Consider the following 16424-nt stretch of genomic DNA (forward strand, 5'->3'; position numbering starts at 1 on the left):
GGGAACGCCTGTGGCTACGGAACGCAAGCGCCCGGTGATCACCGCTGGTCTGCCGAGCCAGCTTCCGGACATCGACCCTGAAGAGACCGGCGAATGGGTCGAGTCGCTCGACGGTGTCATCGACGAGCGCGGGGCCAAACGCGCCCGCTACGTCATGCTGCGCCTGCTGGAGCGGGCCCGCGAGCGCCGGGTCGGGGTGCCGTCGCTGACCACCACCGACTACATCAACACCATCCCGCCGGAGCGGGAGCCGTGGTTCCCGGGCGACGAGCACGTCGAGCGGCGGATCCGGGCGTACGTGCGGTGGAACGCGGCGATGCTGGTGCACCGGGCGCAGCGCCCGGAGATCGGCGTCGGCGGGCACATCTCCACCTTCGCCAGCTCCGCCTCGCTCTACGAGGTCGGCTTCAACCACTTCTTCCGGGGCAAGAACCACCCCGGCGGCGGTGACCACATCTTCTACCAGGGCCACGCCTCCCCCGGCATGTACGCGCGCGCGTACCTGGAGGGCCGGCTCAGCGAGCACCAGCTCGACGGGTTCCGCCAGGAGCTGTCCCACCCGGGCGGCGGGCTGCCGTCGTACCCGCACCCGCGGCTGATGCCGGACTTCTGGGAGTTCCCCACCGTGTCCATGGGCCTGGGCGGCCTGAATGCGATCTACCAGGCGCGGTTCAACCGCTACCTGCATCACCGGGGCATCAAGGACACCTCCGACCAGCACGTCTGGGCGTTCCTCGGCGACGGCGAGATGGACGAGCCGGAGACCCTCGGCGCGATCGGCGTGGCCGCCCGCGAGGAGCTGGACAACCTCACCTTCGTGATCAACTGCAACCTCCAGCGCCTGGACGGTCCGGTCCGCGGCAACGGCAAGGTCATGCAGGAGCTGGAGGCGTTCTTCCGGGGCGCCGGCTGGAACGTCATCAAGGTGGTCTGGGGCCGGGAGTGGGACCCGCTGCTCGCGGCGGACACCGACGGCGCGCTGGTCAACCTGATGAACACCACGCCCGACGGCGACTACCAGACCTACAAGGCGGAGTCCGGGGCGTACGTGCGGGAGCACTTCTTCGGCCGCGACCAGCGGACCCGCAAGATGGTCGAGCACCTGAGCGACGACGAGATCTGGAACCTCAAGCGGGGCGGCCACGACTACCGCAAGCTCTACGCGGCGTACAAGGCGGCGACCGAGCACACCGGGCAGCCGACGGTCATCCTGGCCAAGACGATCAAGGGTTGGACGCTCGGCTCGCACTTCGAGGGCCGAAACGCCACCCACCAGATGAAGAAGCTGACGCTGGAGGACCTCAAGCTCTTCCGCGACCGGCTCTACCTGGACGTCCCGGACAAGGTCCTGGAGGAGAACCCGTACCTCCCGCCGTACCTGAACCCGGGTGAGTCCTCCGACGAGATGGCGTACCTCAAGGAGCGGCGTCAGCAGCTCGGCGGTTACCTGCCGTCGCGGCGGACCACGTTCAAGTCGCTGGCGATTCCGGGCCCGGAGCGGTTCTCCGACATCAAGCGCGGCTCGGGCAAGCAGAAGGTGGCCACCACGATGGCCTTCGTCCGCCTGCTCAAGGACGTGATGAAGGACAAGGAGTTCGGCAAGCGCTGGGTGCCGATCATCCCGGACGAGGCGCGCACCTTCGGCCTGGACTCGATCTTCCCGACCGCCAAGATCTACTCGCCGCACGGCCAGCGGTACACCTCGGTCGACCGGGAGTTGTTCCTGTCGTACAAGGAGTCCACCGCCGGGCAGATCCTGCACGAGGGGATCAACGAGGCCGGCTCGGTGGCCTCGTTCACCGCCGCCGGCACCTCGTACGCCACGCACGACGAGCCGATGATCCCGATGTACATCTTCTACTCGATGTTCGGGTTCCAGCGCACCGGCGACGGCTTCTGGGCGGCGGCGGACCAGATGACCCGCGGTTTCGTGCTCGGCGCGACGGCCGGCCGGACCACGCTCAACGGTGAGGGCCTCCAGCACGAGGACGGCCACTCGCTGCTGCTCGCCGCCACCAACCCGGCGGTGGTCGCGTACGACCCGGCGTTCGCGTTCGAGATCGCGCACATCGTGGAGAACGGCCTGCACCGGATGTACGGCGAGCAGCAGGAGAACGTCTTCTACTACCTCACCGTCTACAACGAGCCGATCCACCAGCCGGCCGAGCCGGCCGAGGTGGACGTCGAGGGGCTGCTCAAGGGCATCTACCGGTACTCGCCGGCCCCGCAGGTGGACGGTCCGAAGGCCAACATCCTGGCCTCCGGCACGGGCATGCAGTGGGCGCTGAAGGCTCAGCAGCTGCTCGCCCAGGACTGGGGGGTGGCCGCCGACGTCTGGTCGGTGACCTCGTGGACGGAGCTGCGCCGCGACGCGGTGCTGTGCGAGGAGCACAACCTGCTCCACCCCGGCGACGAGCCGCGGGTGCCGTACGTGCAGCAGAAGCTGGCCGACGCCGACGGGCCGAAGGTCGCGGTCAGCGACTGGATGCGCGCGGTGCCGGACCTGATCGCCCGCTGGGTGCCCGGTGACTACACCTCGCTCGGCACCGACGGCTTCGGCATGTCGGACACCCGGCACGCGCTGCGCCGGCACTTCCACGTCGACGCCGAGTCGGTGGCGGTGGCGACGCTGCGGCAGCTCGCGCTGCGCGGCACGGTGCCGGCGAACGTGCCGGCCGAGGCGGCCAAGAAGTACGCCATCGAGGACGTGAACGCGGCCCCGGTCGGCGAGACCGGCGGCGACACCTGACGCACGCGTACCCGCAGGGGCCCGGCGCACCGCGCGCCGGGCCCCTTCGCGTGCGCGGCGGTATGACGCAACCGGTATCCACCACGCTGCTTGCCCACACCGACCCATCGCATCCACAATTCTCGATAAATGTCGGCGCGTCCGGGACGCCACGCGATGCCGCGTCGCCCCGGGCCGGTCCGGTGGACCTCCCCGTCGCGCCCGTCCACCCACCGCTCGGGACCCCGACGCCACGCCGGGCGCGACGGTGGGGAGACGGCATGAGAGTCGTCCGGATCGGAATGGCCCTGGCGGTCGGCACCCTGGCGGTGTCGATGCTCGGGTCGGGGACGCCCACGGTGGCGCACTCGCCGGACACGCCCGCCGGGCGTGCCTCGGCCCAGGAGTTCATGGCGCAGCGCGAACCGACCCAGCAGTTGGCCGCCGCCGCGGCCGCGACCTGCACCAACGGGCAGGCGGCGGGGTATCCCTGCCGCAACGTCGACCTGCTGTCGTTCATGCCGCTGAGCACCATCGGGGGCAGCCAGGCCAACGACATCTGGGGCTGGACGGACAGCCAGACCGGCAAGGAGTACGCGCTGGTCGGGCGTCGCAACGGCACCTCGTTCGTGGACGTGTCCAACCCCACCGCGCCGGTCTACCTGGGCAACCTGCCCGCGTACCAGAACCGGACGGCGATCTGGCGGGACATCAAGGTCTACCGGAACCACGCGTACGTGGTGGCCGACGTGTCGGGCCACGGGATGCAGGTCTTCGACCTGACCCGGCTGCGGGGCGTCACCACCCCGAAGACCTGGACGTCGGACGCGCAGTACAACCGGTTCGGCAACTCGCACAACATCGCGATCAACGAGGAGACCGGGTACGCGTACGCGGTGGGGTCGAACACCTGCTCCGGCGGGCTGCACATGGTCGACATCCGCAACCCGAAGTCCCCGGTGCAGGCCGGCTGCGTCAGCACCGACGGGTACACCCACGACACCCAGTGCGTCGTCTACCGCGGCCCGGACACCACCTACACCGGCCGGGAGATCTGCGTCAGCTCCAACGAGGACACCGTCACCGTGGCGGACGTGACCACCAAGTCGGCGCCCCGCCAGCTCGCCCGGATCGGCTACACCGGCCGCGCGTACACCCACCAGGGCTGGTTCACCGGGGACCAGCGGTACTTCCTGCTCGACGACGAGCTGGACGAGTCCCGGCGCGGGGTGAACACCCAGACTTACATCTGGGACCTGGCCGACCTGGACGCGCCCCGGCACATCGGCACCTACAGCGCCCCGACCGGGGTCCGGGCCACCGACCACAACCAGTACGTCAAGGGCAACTACAGCTACCAGGCCAACTACCGGGCCGGGCTGCGCATCCTGGACCTGCGGGACGTGGCGGCCGGGCGCGCGACGGAGGCCGGGTACTTCGACGTCTACCCGTCCAGCAACAGCAGCTCGATGAACGGGGCGTGGAGCGTCTACCCGTACTTCCCGAGCGGAACCGTGGTGGTCAGCGGCATCGAACAGGGGCTCTTCGTCCTCCAGCCCCGGTTGTCGTGACCGCGACCAGTGACCGGCCGGTGCTGCCGGCCCTCGACCGAGCCGAGGGGGCGTCCCAGTGGCGCCCCCGCCCGGACGGCGGCCGGGTGCACCGGTACCTGGCCGCCGCCCTGGTCCTCGGGCTGACCCTGGCGCTCGGCTTCGTGGCGGGACGGCTCGGCGCCACGCCGGCGCCGGTCCGGTCCGCGACGCCGGGCCCGGCCGCCCACGCCGACCACGGCCCGGCCGGGTTGCAGGTCTCCCACGACGGCTGGACCCTCGTGCTGGACACCCCCGCCCTGACCGCCGGCCGCCCGGGTGAGCTGGTCTTCCGTATCACCGACGCGGCCGGCGCGCCGGTGACCCGGTTCCAGCTCAACCACGAGCGGCTGATGCACCTGGTCCTGGTGGGGCGGGACCTGACCGGCTACCGGCACGTGCACCCGGAGATGGCCGCCGACGGGACCTGGCGGGCCCCGGTCACCCCGGAGGCGCCCGGGCCGCTGCGGGCGATCGCCGACTTCTGGCCGCAGGGCGCCGCCCGGCAGGTCACCCTGGGCGTCGACGTGCCGGTGCCCGGCCGGTACGCGCCCCGCCCGGCGGCCGAGCCGCAGGAGACCATCCTCGTCGACGGTTACACGGTCACCCTGGACGGCGGCCTGCGTCCCGGCGAGTCGAACCAGGTGCTGGTGTGGCTCGGCCGCGACGGTCGGCCGGTCGACGACCTGCAACCGCACCTCGGCGCGTACGGGCACCTGGTGGCGTTGCGCCACGGTGACCTGGCCTACCTGCACGTGCACCCGGCGGCGGCGAGCCGGCCCGAGTCGGTGGTGGCGTTCGGCGTGACGGTGCCGTCGGCGGGCACCTACCGACTGTTCTTCGAGTTCCGGCACCGTGACGTCGTCCACGTCGCGGCGTTCACCGTCACCGCGTGACTCCGGCACCCGGACGCAAGCCGGCGGTGGTCCGGACGTCCCTGGCGGGGACGCCGGGCCACCGCCGTCGCGGGTGACGCCGTAGGACGTGGCCTGGTCAGCCGACGGCGGCCAGATCGGTGAGCCGGGCCAACGAGTCCTCCAGGTCGGCGCCGACCCGACGCAGCCCGAGCCGGAGCAGGGCTGCCTTGACCGGTCCGGCCGGCCACCGTACGACGATGAGCCGCACGACCGTCCCGCCCTCCTCCTCGTCGGGAGTGAGCTGGACGTAGATCTCGGTGCGCGCCTCGGCCCGGGCGCCGGCGCCCCTGGCCCGTTCCCGCCAGCCGATCAGGGTCGGCTCCTGGTAGGCGATCACCTCGGCCTCGTGCGCCGCGCCGCGTCCGGCCTGGACCAGCTGCCGCCGGCCGAAGCCCTCACCCGAGAGGACCTCGGCCGCGCGGACGCCCGCCAGCCAGGCCGGCAACTGCTCGGCCCGCTGCACGACGTCCCAGACCGCTTCCACCGGCGCCATCACGTGCGCACTGCGTTCCACGAGGATCATTTCTGTCTTCCCCCACTGAGGACATCCGCGATATTCGGCACTCTATGCGCAAAATCGGACGTAAGTGGACGGGTTCGGAAAAGACACGCCGAAGACCCTTGCGCCCCGCATTGTCGAGGACCTATGGCGCAACGGGCCCGGCAGCCCCTAGAGTCGCGAACACAATTCGCGTTCCCGGGAGGGGTCCATGACGACCGCGCCGCTGCCCCCGTTCCCCGCCGGCTTCCGCTGGGGAGTGTCCACCTCGGCGTACCAGATCGAGGGCGGCGCCGACGCCGACGGGCGCGGACCGTCCATCTGGGACACCTTCGCGCACACCCCCGGGCGGATCGTCGACGGCAGCACCGGCGACGTGGCCTGCGACCACTACCACCGGCACGCCGAGGACGTCGCGCTGATGGCCGGGCTCGGCGTCTCGGCGTACCGGTTCTCGATCTCCTGGCCCCGGGTCCAGCCCGGCGGCGGCGGCCCGGCCAACCCCGCCGGCCTGGACTTCTACGAACGCCTCGTCGACGACCTGCTCGCCACCGGCATCGACCCGGTCGCCACCCTCTTCCACTGGGACCTGCCGCAGCCGTTGGAGGACGCCGGCGGTTGGCTGCACCGGGACACCGCCGGCCGCTTCGCCGAGTACGCCGACCTCGTCGCCGCCCGCCTCGGCGACCGGGTGAAGCTCTGGATCACCCTCAACGAGCCGTTCATCCACATGAGCCTCGGACACGGCACCGGCGTGCACGCCCCCGGCCGCTTCCTGCTCTTCGACGCCTTCCCGGTGGCCCACCACCAGCTCCTCGCCCACGGGCTCGCGGTCGCCGCGCTGCGCGCCCGCAGCAGCAGCCCGGTGGCGATCGCCAACAACTACTCACCGGTGGTGCCGCGCGGCGACACCGACGCCGACCGGGCGGCCGGGCTCGCGTACGACGCGCTGCACAACCGGCTCTTCACCGACCCGCTGCTCGGGCTCGGCTACCCGCCCGGGATCGCACCGGCCGGGGTACGCGACGGCGACCTCGACGTGATCGCCGCCCCGCTCGACGTGCTCGGGGTGAACTACTACAACCCCACCGGCATCCGGGCGGCCGAGGAGGACTCGCCGCTCCCCTTCGAGCTGGTGCCGCTGGAGGGCCACCCGCGCACCGCCTTCGACTGGCCGGTCGTCCCCGACGGGCTGCGCGACCTGCTCACCGGACTGAAAGAGCGCTACGGCGACGCGCTCCCGCCGATCCAGGTCACCGAGAGCGGCTGCGCGTACGACGACGCGCCGGACGCCGAGGGCCGGGTGCACGACCCGGAGCGGATCGCGTACCTCGACGGGCACCTGCGGGCCGTCCGCGAGGCGATCGACGCCGGGGTCGACGTCACCGGATACTTCGTCTGGTCCCTGCTCGACAACTGGGAGTGGGCGGAGGGCTTCACCAAACGCTTCGGCCTGGTGCACGTCGACTTCGCCACCGGAGCCCGCACGCCGAAGTCCTCGTACGCCTGGTACCGCGACCTCGTCACCCGGCGATGACCACCGTCGACCCGACACCGACGTCGCTGCCGGCGGCGCTGGCCGAGCCGGTGGTCCCGGTCCGGCGGGACTGGATCGCCCTGATCTTCGCGGCCAACCTGGGCGTCTGGATGGCGTTCTTCACCCCGATCCAGGTGCTGCTGCCGCAGCAGGTGGAACGGATCGCCCCGGCCGACAAGGAGGCCATGCTGGCCGTGGTGACCGGCCTCGGCGCGCTGGCGGCGGTGCTGGCCAACCCGCTCGCGGGGGCGCTGTCGGACCGCACCTGCCTGCGGGTGGCCGGACGGGAGTTCGGCCGGCGGCACGTCTGGACGGCCGGCGGGGCGCTGCTCGGCGCGCTCGCCCTGGTGCTGCTGGCCCGGCAGGAGACCATCGCCGGGGTGGCGCTCGGCTGGGTCGCCGCCCAGGTGTGCTTCAACGCGATGCTGGCCAGCCTGACCGCCGCCATCCCGGACCGGGTGCCGGTCGCCCAGCGGGGCGGCGTCTCCGGCTGGGTCGGCATCCCGCAGGCCCTCGGCCTGGTGGTCGGTGCGGTGCTGGTCACCGCCGTGGTCACCGGCAACGCCGCCGGGTACGCCGCGATCGCCGTCGCGGTGCTGGTGCTGTCGCTGCCGTTCGCCCTGCTCACCCGGGACGACCCGCTGCCCCGCGCGCACCGGCCGCCACTGCGGCTGCGGGCCCTGGCGGCCTCGATGTGGATCAGCCCGCGCCGGCACCCGGACTTCGCCTGGGCCTGGATCACCCGGTTCCTGGTCCAGATCGGCAACGCCCTGGGCACCCTCTACCTGCTGTACTTCCTCACCGACGGGGTGCGCCACCCCGACCCCGAAGGTGCCCTGCTGGTGCTGATCCTGCTCTACACGGCCGGGATGATGCTCACCGCCGTGGTCGCCGGTCGGCTCTCCGACCGGTCCGGACGGCGCAAGGTCTTCGTCATCGCCTCCGGGGTGGTGATGGCGGTGGCCGCGCTGCTGCTCGCCGCCGCCCCGCGCTGGTCCACGGCGATCGTCGCCGCGCTGCTGCTCGGCGCCGGCTACGGGGTCTACCTGTCGGTGGACGCGGCGCTGATCACCGAGGTGCTGCCCCGCGCCACCGACCGGGCCAAGGACCTCGGCGTGATCAACATCGCGAACTCCGCGCCGCAGGTGCTCGGCCCGGCCCTCTCCGCCCCGATCGTGGTGCACCTGGGCGGCTACCCCGCGCTCTACGCGGTCACCGCGGCGGTCACCCTGCTCGGCAGCGCCCTCGTCCTCAAGATCCGCGCCGTCCGCTGACGGCCGCGCCCACCACCGGTGGCCGGTGGCCGATGGCCGATGGCCGATGGCCGATGGCCGATGGCCGATGGCCGCACTTACCCGGAAAGTGTGGCTATCCGACGCCGGATTGCCACACTTTCCGGGAAGGTGCGCGGATCCTGGGAGGGGCGTGGGGTGGTGGGTCGGCCCCCTGGGGGAATGCGGTGGCGGCCGGCCGTAGGCTGGAGGACGTGACGGTACGTGTGCGCTTCGCCCCTTCCCCGACCGGTATGTTCCACGTCGGCGGTGCCCGCTCGGCGCTGCAGAACTGGATCTTCGCCAAGCAGCAGGGCGGGGTCTTCGTCCTGCGCATCGAGGACACCGACGCGGCGCGCAACAAGCCCGAGTGGACCGAGGGCATCCTGTCCGCGCTGGACTGGATCGGCATCGCGCGCGGCAGCTACGAGGGTCCGTACTTCCAGTCCTCGTACGCCGGTGAGCACCGCGCCGCCGCCCAGCGGCTGCACGATTCCGGCCGGGCCTACTACTGCGACTGCACCAGGGATGCCGTGCAGGCGCGCACCGGCTCGCAGTACCAGGGGTACGACGGCCACTGCCGGGACCGGGGCCTGGCGGCGGGCGAGGGGCGCGCGCTGCGCTTCCGTACGCCGGACTCCGGCGAGACCGTGGTGGTCGACCTGATCCGCGGCGAGCCGACCTTCGAGAACAAGCTCATCGAGGACTTCGTCATCGCCCGTGGCGACGGCTCCCCGGTCTTCCTGCTGGCCAACGTCGTGGACGACATGACGATGGGGATCACCCACGTCATCCGGGCCGAGGAACACCTGCCCAACACCCCGAAGCAGCAGCTGCTCTGGGACGCCCTCGGGGTCAAGCCGCCGGTCTGGGCGCACGTGCCGGTGGTGGTCAACGAGAAGCGGCAGAAGCTCTCCAAGCGCCGCGACAAGGTCGCCCTGGAGGCGTACAAGGACGAGGGCTACCTCGCCGACGCGATGCGCAACTACCTGATGCTGCTCGGCTGGGCCCCGTCCGGGGACCGGGAGATCGTGCCGTGGTCGGTCATCGAGGAGGAGTTCCGGCTGGAGGAGGTCAACCCCTCCCCCGCCTTCTTCGACGAGAAGAAGCTGCGCGCGTTCAACGGCGAGTACATCCGCGCGCTGCCGGTGGACGAGTTCGTCGCCGCCTGCCAGCCGTGGCTGACCGGCACCGACACCATCGCCCCGCCGCCGTGGCAGCCGGCGGAGTTCGACGCGGACGCGTTCGCGACGGTCGCCCCGCTGGCGCAGACCCGGATCGCGGTGCTCAGCGAGATCGTGCCGAACGTCGACTTCCTCTTCGTGGCCGACCCGCTGATCGACGAGGCCGCCTGGGCGAAGGCGATGAAGGAGGGCGCGGCCGAGCTGCTCGACGCGGCGATCGCCGGGTACGAGGGGTTGGCCTCGTGGGACGCCGACTCGCTGAAGTCGACGCTGGAGGCGGTCGGCGCGGAGCGTGGGCTGAAGCTGGGCAAGGCGCAGGCGCCGGTCCGGGTCGCGGTCACCGGCCGCACCGTCGGGCTGCCGCTGTTCGAGTCGCTGGAGGTGCTCGGTCGGGAGCGCACGCTGGCCCGGTTGCGCGCCGCCCGGGCCCGCCTGGTCTGAGGGGTACCCGAGCGAGGGCCCGCCGGTCTCCGGCGGGCCCTCGCGTCGTACCGGGTCAGGCGCGCGGGGCGCGGCGGCGCAGCAGCAGGGCGGCGCCCGCGGCGACGAGCACCCCGGCGCCGAGCAGCCACGGCCAGACCGGTGCGCCGCCGTCGCCGGAGTCCGACGCGGCGGTCGGGACCGCAGCGGTCGGGGCGGCGCTGGTGACCGGGGCGGTGGGCGGGACGGACGCCGTCGGGGTCCCGCCCGCGCTCGGGGCGGTCGACGCGCCGGTGGTGAGGGTGAACGTGACCGTCCCCTTCACCAGGTGGCCATCGCTGGAGGCGAGCTGGTAGCCGATGGTGTACTCGCCGGCCGGGCCGGCGGCGAAGGGGACGTTCACCCGGCTGCCGGTGAAACTCGGCGCGTCACCGGCGGCCGGCACCCCGCCCGGTCCGACCACTGTGATCTTCGTCGTAGCCGGATCCGGCTTCGACAGGAACCGCAGCTCGATCCGGGCCGGCGCCTTCGCCACCCGGGCCCCGTCGGCGGGGTTGCTGCCGGTCAGCGAGTTGTGCGCGACCGCAGGCGTCGCCGGCATCAGCAATGACACACCGAGCGCCACGCCCATGACGACTGGCGCGGTGCGCGCCGCCCGTGGGACCCTGCCCCCCATGAACCCTCCCGCAAAGGTACGATCCGCCCGCTGATCAACGGCTGACCATTAGTCGGGTCCGGATCGCGATTAGTTCCACATACTGGTTCAGCAGCTGCAACCGAACGCCGATCTGCGGAGTCTCTGAGGTGGGAACCCGGCCTGCGGGCATGGTCACCGCCGTCGACCATCCAACGCGTGACCTGCAGCACAGCCATCCATCGAACGGGGCGAGGAGGCGGCGATGGTCGTACGGATGAGGCGGTTGCTCGGTACGGTCGCGGCAGCCGCGCTGGCCGCGGCGCTCGGCCTGGCGGCGGGTGCCCCGGCACGGGCCGCCGGTCCCGCGCAGACCGCGCCGAAGCCGCCACCCGCCGGGGTGGACATCACCGGCGACGGGCTCAGCGAGCCGCTGCGGCTGCGCTCGGAGACCGAGCCGGCCCTCGTGCTCGCGGTGATCGACCAGGTCAACTGGTTCGGCCGCACCGGCGCGTCCACCGGGCCCAAGGCCGCCAACCTCGGTCCGAAGTACACGGTCGTGGTGCTCGCCGGGGAGACGCCGAAGCAGACCTACGACCTCTACCCGCTGGCCAAGGGCGGGCCGCGGGCGTACCGGCCGGCGAAGCAGCCCGACGCGCGCAAGACCAGCGCCGGCTGGTTCCTCGGCCGGCTCAACATGTCCGAGACCCTGCGCCACGCCGGGGTTCCGCTGGAGCGGCAGTTCGACACGCTCAGCGGCGGGGTCGGCGGCGGAGAGCGGGTCATCCCGGAGGAAGCCCTCAACCCGGCCAAGGACATCGACACCGCGATCGGCGAGCTCCAGCGCCTGCTGCTGCTCAACCTCGGCGTGGTACTGGTGATCACCTCCGGGCTGGCCGGGATCGCCCTGCTGGTCCGCCGCCGTACCCGCTGAGCCACGCCGGCGGCCGGCGGGGCTCGTCCACTGCCGAACCGGCCGCCGGTCGGACCTCCCGCGCGCCCTCGCCACGAACCTGTCCGGTGTCGGCCGGGACGCGCGCGTCCGCCGTGGACGGCTCGACGACGACGGAGCTACCGCCTCCGGGGTGGCGCAGCCCAGGTGGTCAGCACCAGCGGTGCGGCGGCCGCTCCCGGCGGACCGGACGGCGGCTGGGGCGGACCGGACCGTGCCGGTGCGCGCCGGCCCAGCCGGCCAACTCGCTGCGGCAGCCGTGCGACACGCCCCGCTCGGGCTCGCCGGAGGCGGCCGGCTCGGCGGGCCGCGGCCGGGGCGCCGGCTCGACGGCGCGGGGACGCGCGGGCGTGGCCTCCGACCCGGACGGCTCGGCCGCCCGCTGACGCGGGACCGGCACCTCGTCGTCGACCCGCTCGGCCGCCCGACCGGCCTGCTCCGTGGGGCAGGGCAGCGCGGCCAGCCGACGGTGGGGTCGGACCTGCCCCGGCTGGTCGTGGTGGCCCGGCCGGCAGGGCTCCCCCTGGGCGCAGCCGTGTTCGGCCTCCCCGTGCGCCATCCCGGTCTCCTCACGCTCGCGTCGCGCGCCGGGAGGTCGCCCCGACGGCAGTGCCACCGTACTGTCCGGCACCGACGACCCGTGCAGCGCGTACCCCGGTGTCAGGACTTCGGCCGGCGCGGGAAGATCGTCTCCCAGACCGGGAAGGCGACCAACCAGATCACGATGGCGACGGTGAGCTTCTGGATCCAGTTCCCCAGCTCGCGGGTGCGCTCCGGATCGTCGACGTAGAGGATCGCCGCGCCGAGCAGGGCGCAGGCGACGGCCCAGCCGAGCAGCCCCTTGCCCCACTCGCGCCACTCGTGCCGGGTCCGCGCCCAGCCGTGCCGGGGCGGCTTCACCGGGGGCGGTCCGCCCACGAAACGGTGGGCGAACCGCTGGTCCGCCCAGCGGACCATGGAGTGCCCGAAGGCCACCGAGAAGCCGAGGTAGGCGGCGGCGAGCCCGTGGCCGGTGTTCGCCACCGCGCCCCGGCGCAGGTCGACCACGGTCGCCACGAGCAGTACGAGATCCACCAGTGGGACGCAGAACAGCAGCGCCGCGCCCAGCCGTGGCCGGCGCAGCGGGTACCGGGCGACCAGCCCGGCGGCGAGCACCACCCAGAACCCGATCTCACACCCGACGATGACCGCCAGCAACATCCCCGACCCTCCCCGTTCGTCCGCCTTCAGCGTTTCCGGCGGCGACCGGCGGCACCTCGACGGCGGGAACGAGATCGGCGTACCTCCTTCGGCGGACCCCCGGGTCGGCGTACCTCCTTCGGCGGAGGTCGCGGCCGGCGGCCTCCTCCGGCGGGCGGAGAGTGGGCGGCGCGGCGTGTGGTGGGATCGGGCCATGCGGACCCCGGCCTGGATCGGCCCCGGCTCGCCGGCACGGGACCCGGCGCTGGCCGTGGCCTCGCTCGCCGGCGGGCTGGTCCTCTACGGCGTGGGGTTGCAGCCGCAGTTCCCCTGGGACCCGGACGTGCCGGAGCAGCTCTTCCTGGCGCCGCTGCTGGTGGCCTGCGTCGCCGTCGGCCTGCGCCGGGCGGCCACCCGGACCAGCCTGGCGCTCGGCACCGCCGCCGTGCTGGCCGACACGGCGCTCGGCGTGTCGCTGGGCACGGCCCTGGTCTACACCCAGGTGCTCTACGACGCCTGCGTCTACGGCCCGCCCCCGGTCCGGCGTTGGCTGCTGCGGGTCACGGTCGGGCTCAGCGTGGCCGGCGTGGTGGTCGGCACCGTGCTGTGGGGCTGGCGCGGCGCGGCGGCCGGGGTGCCGTTCGTGCTGGGCGGGGTGCTGCCGGTGCTGACCGGTGTGAGCGTGCGCCAGTACCGGGACCAGGCCGCGGCCGAGCGGACCCGGGCCGAGCAGACCGCCCGGTTGGCCGAGCTGGACCGCCGCCGGGCGGTGCTCGCCGAACGCGCCCGGATGGCCCGGGAGCTGCACGACGTGGTGGCCAACCACCTGAGCGCGGTGGCCCTGCACGCCACCGCCGTGCTCTCCGCGCCCGAGCTGGACCGGGCCCGGGTCGACTCGGCGCTGCGGGTGATCCGGGAGAGCAGCGTGCAGGGCATGGCGGAGATGCGCCGGCTGATCGGCCTGCTCCGGGAGCCGGACGGCGGGGCCGAGGAGCCGACCCGGGTACGCCTCGACGAACTGGACCGCCTGCTCGACCGGGTCGGCGCGGCCGGGCTGGCGGTACGCGCCACCGTCACCGGGCAGCCCCGCCCACTCCCGGTCGGGGTGGACCTGGCCGCGTACCGGATCGTGCAGGAGTCGCTGACCAACGCGCTGCGGTACGGCACCGGCACGGCGGAGCTGTGCGTCGCGTACGAGCCGACGGAGGTGGTGGTGACGGTGGAGAACCCGGTACGCGAGGGCGGCGGCCCGTTGGCCGGGGCGGGCGCCGGGCTGATCGGCATGCGGGAACGGGCCGCGCTGCTGGACGGTCGGTTCTCCGCCGGTCCGGTGTACGGCCGGTGGCGGGTGCACGCGGCGCTGCCCACCGGGGTGGCCCGGTGACCGCCCCGGTACGGGTCGTCCTCGCCGACGACCAGGCCGCCGTGCGGGCCGGGCTCGTCCTGATCCTCGCCGGCGATCCGGGCATCGAGGTGGTGGGCGAGGCCGGTGACGGCGAGGCGGCCGTACGGCTCTGCCGGGAGCTGCGCCCCGACGTCGCCGTCCTGGACATCCGGATGCCCCGGCTCGACGGCGTCTCGGCCACCCGGGAGATCGTCGCCGAGCACCTGGCCGACGTCCTGGTGCTCACCACCTTCGACCTCGACGAGTACGTCTTCGGCGCGCTGCGGGCCGGCGCGGCCGGGTTCCTGCTCAAGGACACCGACGCGGCGGGCCTGGTGGCGGCGGTGCGCACGGTCGCGCGCGGTGAGGGCGTCATCGCCCCGGCGGTGACCCGCCGGCTGATCAGCGCCTTCGCGGCGGCCCCGCCCGCCGCCCCGGCGGCGACCCGGGCGGCGGTGGCGACGCTGACCCCCCGGGAACGTGACGTGTTGGCCTGCCTCGGCGCCGGCCTGTCCAACCAGCAGATCGGCGGGCGGCTGGCGATGGCGGAGAGCACCGCCAAGACCCACGTCAGCCGGATCCTGGCCAAGCTGGAGCTGCGCAGCCGGGTGCAGGCCGCCATCCTCGCCCAGGAGCTGGGCCTGACCGCGCCCCCGACGCCGTGACCGCACCCGCCGGCCCGCCGTCGGGCCCTCGGACTCGTCACCGGCCGGCTCCTCGGACGGGCCGCCGTCCCGGTGGCCGTCGTGCCGGCGACGCCGGGCGGGACCGGCCGGCCGGAGGCCGACGTGGTTGCCCTGGTCAGCACATGTCAGGCTGGACCGGTGAGTGAGCCGGGAGGTACCGAGCTGTCGGCCACGCTGCGCCGGATCGAGCGGGCGGCGGGGGCGCTGGCCACGGCCAGCGTCTCCCGGATGGACGAGACCCTGCCCTGGTTCCGCGAGCTGCCGGCCGACCAGCGCTCCTGGGTCATGCTGGTGGCGCAGGCCGGCGTCCGGTCCCTGGTGCAGTGGCTGCACGGCGGCGGGGGCACGACGGACAGCACCCAGGAGGTCTCCGACGAGGTCTTCGCCACCGCACCGCAGGCCCTGGCGCGTTCGATCACCCTCCAGCAGACCGTGGCGCTGATCAAGGTGACCATCGACGTGGTCGAGGAGCAGGTGTCGCACCTGGCCGTCAAGGGTGAGGAGCAGCAGCTCCGCGAGGCCGTGCTGCGCTTCTCCCGGGAGATCGCCTTCGCCGCCGCCCGGGTGTACGCCCGCGCCGCCGAGTCGCGCGGCTCGTGGGACGCCCGGTTGCAGGCGCTGCTGGTGGACGCGCTGCTGCGGGGCGACTCCCGCGACGTGCTGGCCAGCCGGGCGGCGGCGCTGGGCTGGGCGGACGCCCCACCGGTCTCGGTGGCGGTGGGTCGCTCCCCCGGCGGTGAGGTGGCCGCCGTGCTGCACACCGTCTACCGCCAGGCCCGCCGGATCGGGGTGGAGGTGATCGGCGGCGTGCACGGCGACCGGCTGGTGATCGTCCTCGGCGGTGCCGCCGACCCGGTCGCCGCCACCGAGAAGCTGCTGCCCGCGTTCGGCGACGGTCCGGTGGTGGTCGGGCCGGGCGTACCCAGCCTGGACGAGGCGACGGAGTCGGCGCGGGCCGCGCTCGCCGGGTTCCGCGCGGCGCCGGCCTGGCCGACCGCACCGCGCCCGGTCTCCGCGGCGGACCTGCTGCCCGAGCGGGCCCTGGCCGGCGACGCGGAGGCCCGCCGCCGGCTGCGCCACGACGTGTACGCGACGCTGGTGCGCGCGAGCGGCGAGTTGCTGGAGACGCTGGACGCCTTCTTCGCCGCCGGCGGTACGCTGGAGAGCGCGGCCCGGTCCCTCTTCGTGCACCCGAACACGGTCCGCTACCGGCTGCGCCGGATCTCCGAGGTGACCGGCTTCTCCCCACTTGCCGCGCGGGACGCGTTCGCCCTTCAGGTGGCGCTGACGGTGGGCCGGCTCGACCCGGTCGTCCCGGCCGTCCCGACCCAGACAATGACCCCAGGCGTCAGGAAAACTTCACAGACAGGTGATGAGCGCCGTTGATTTTTGTAGATTCCCTCCAAAGGTCCTAGTGCGGTTTGGTTGGTGCCGACACAGCGTT

The 16424-nt window shown here is 73.4% G+C and carries 13 protein-coding genes and 1 pseudogene; 10 read left to right on the plus strand and 4 right to left on the minus strand.

Annotated features, from left to right (window positions below):
- The first annotated feature begins 10 nt into the window (after positions 1–10).
- The 3 genes from aceE (at position 11) to GA0070560_RS04590 (ending at position 5213) form a co-directional block, all read left to right on the plus strand.
- The gene (gene aceE, locus GA0070560_RS04580) at positions 11–2749 is read left to right on the plus strand and encodes a pyruvate dehydrogenase (acetyl-transferring), homodimeric type (protein ID WP_091291669.1); all 2739 of its coding nucleotides are present in this window, start codon (positions 11–13) and stop codon (positions 2747–2749) included.
- Between the two features lie 260 nt (positions 2750–3009).
- A complete protein-coding gene (locus GA0070560_RS04585) occupies positions 3010–4299 on the plus strand; it encodes a choice-of-anchor B family protein (RefSeq protein ID WP_091291671.1) in 1290 nt (429 codons plus the stop codon).
- The gene (locus GA0070560_RS04590) at positions 4296–5213 is read left to right on the plus strand and encodes a hypothetical protein (RefSeq protein WP_245675351.1); all 918 of its coding nucleotides are present in this window, start codon (positions 4296–4298) and stop codon (positions 5211–5213) included. The genes GA0070560_RS04585 and GA0070560_RS04590 overlap by 4 nt, the downstream gene beginning before the upstream one ends.
- Positions 5214–5310: 97 nt before the next feature.
- Here GA0070560_RS04590 and GA0070560_RS04595 read toward each other — a convergent pair whose 3' ends face one another.
- Positions 5311–5757 (minus strand): SRPBCC family protein, encoded by a 447-nt coding sequence (locus GA0070560_RS04595; RefSeq protein ID WP_091291674.1) that lies wholly within the window; start codon positions 5755–5757, stop codon positions 5311–5313.
- Positions 5758–5944: 187 nt separating this feature from the next.
- On the opposite strand from GA0070560_RS04595, the gene GA0070560_RS04600 reads away from it, so the two are divergent.
- The 3 genes from GA0070560_RS04600 (at position 5945) to gltX (ending at position 10166) form a co-directional block, all read left to right on the plus strand.
- A complete protein-coding gene (locus GA0070560_RS04600; RefSeq protein ID WP_091291676.1) occupies positions 5945–7270 on the plus strand; it encodes a GH1 family beta-glucosidase in 1326 nt (441 codons plus the stop codon).
- On the plus strand, positions 7267–8544 hold the full coding sequence (locus tag GA0070560_RS04605) for an MFS transporter (protein ID WP_091291678.1): 1278 nt from the start codon (positions 7267–7269) through the stop codon (positions 8542–8544). The genes GA0070560_RS04600 and GA0070560_RS04605 overlap by 4 nt, the downstream gene beginning before the upstream one ends.
- Before the next feature lie 212 nt (positions 8545–8756).
- Positions 8757–10166, plus strand: coding sequence for a glutamate--tRNA ligase (gene gltX / locus GA0070560_RS04610; protein ID WP_091291680.1), 1410 nt, complete (start codon positions 8757–8759; stop codon positions 10164–10166).
- 55 nt (positions 10167–10221) lie between these two features.
- Here gltX and GA0070560_RS04615 read toward each other — a convergent pair whose 3' ends face one another.
- Complete coding sequence (locus GA0070560_RS04615; RefSeq protein ID WP_091291682.1) at positions 10222–10821, minus strand: copper resistance CopC family protein; 600 nt, start codon at positions 10819–10821, stop codon at positions 10222–10224.
- 223 nt (positions 10822–11044) lie between these two features.
- Between GA0070560_RS04615 and GA0070560_RS04620 the strand changes: the two genes are divergently transcribed.
- Positions 11045–11713 (plus strand): hypothetical protein, encoded by a 669-nt coding sequence (locus GA0070560_RS04620; RefSeq protein WP_091291684.1) that lies wholly within the window; start codon positions 11045–11047, stop codon positions 11711–11713.
- Positions 11714–11882: 169 nt separating this feature from the next.
- Here GA0070560_RS04620 and GA0070560_RS04625 read toward each other — a convergent pair whose 3' ends face one another.
- Positions 11883–12290, minus strand: coding sequence for a hypothetical protein (locus GA0070560_RS04625; RefSeq protein ID WP_091291686.1), 408 nt, complete (start codon positions 12288–12290; stop codon positions 11883–11885).
- A gap of 101 nt (positions 12291–12391) precedes the next feature.
- Entirely contained in the window at positions 12392–12931 is a 540-nt protein-coding gene (locus GA0070560_RS04630; RefSeq protein ID WP_091291688.1) for a hypothetical protein, read from the minus strand.
- Between the two features lie 193 nt (positions 12932–13124).
- Here GA0070560_RS04630 and GA0070560_RS29735 point away from each other — a divergent pair, with 193 nt between their 5' ends.
- The 3 genes and pseudogenes from GA0070560_RS29735 to GA0070560_RS04645 all read left to right on the plus strand — a co-directional run bounded on the left by GA0070560_RS29735 (position 13125) and on the right by GA0070560_RS04645 (position 16366).
- On the plus strand, positions 13125–14294 hold the full coding sequence (locus GA0070560_RS29735) for a sensor histidine kinase (protein ID WP_091291690.1): 1170 nt from the start codon (positions 13125–13127) through the stop codon (positions 14292–14294).
- Complete coding sequence (locus GA0070560_RS04640; RefSeq protein ID WP_091291963.1) at positions 14291–14959, plus strand: response regulator; 669 nt, start codon at positions 14291–14293, stop codon at positions 14957–14959. The genes GA0070560_RS29735 and GA0070560_RS04640 overlap by 4 nt, the downstream gene beginning before the upstream one ends.
- Positions 14956–16366, plus strand: a pseudogene (locus GA0070560_RS04645) (PucR family transcriptional regulator). The gene GA0070560_RS04640 and the pseudogene GA0070560_RS04645 overlap by 4 nt, the downstream one beginning before the upstream one ends.
- Positions 16367–16424: the final 58 nt, after the last annotated feature.

The sequence above is a fragment of the Micromonospora halophytica genome, from assembly GCF_900090245.1.
In the GTDB taxonomy this organism is placed as follows: domain Bacteria; phylum Actinomycetota; class Actinomycetes; order Mycobacteriales; family Micromonosporaceae; genus Micromonospora; species Micromonospora halophytica.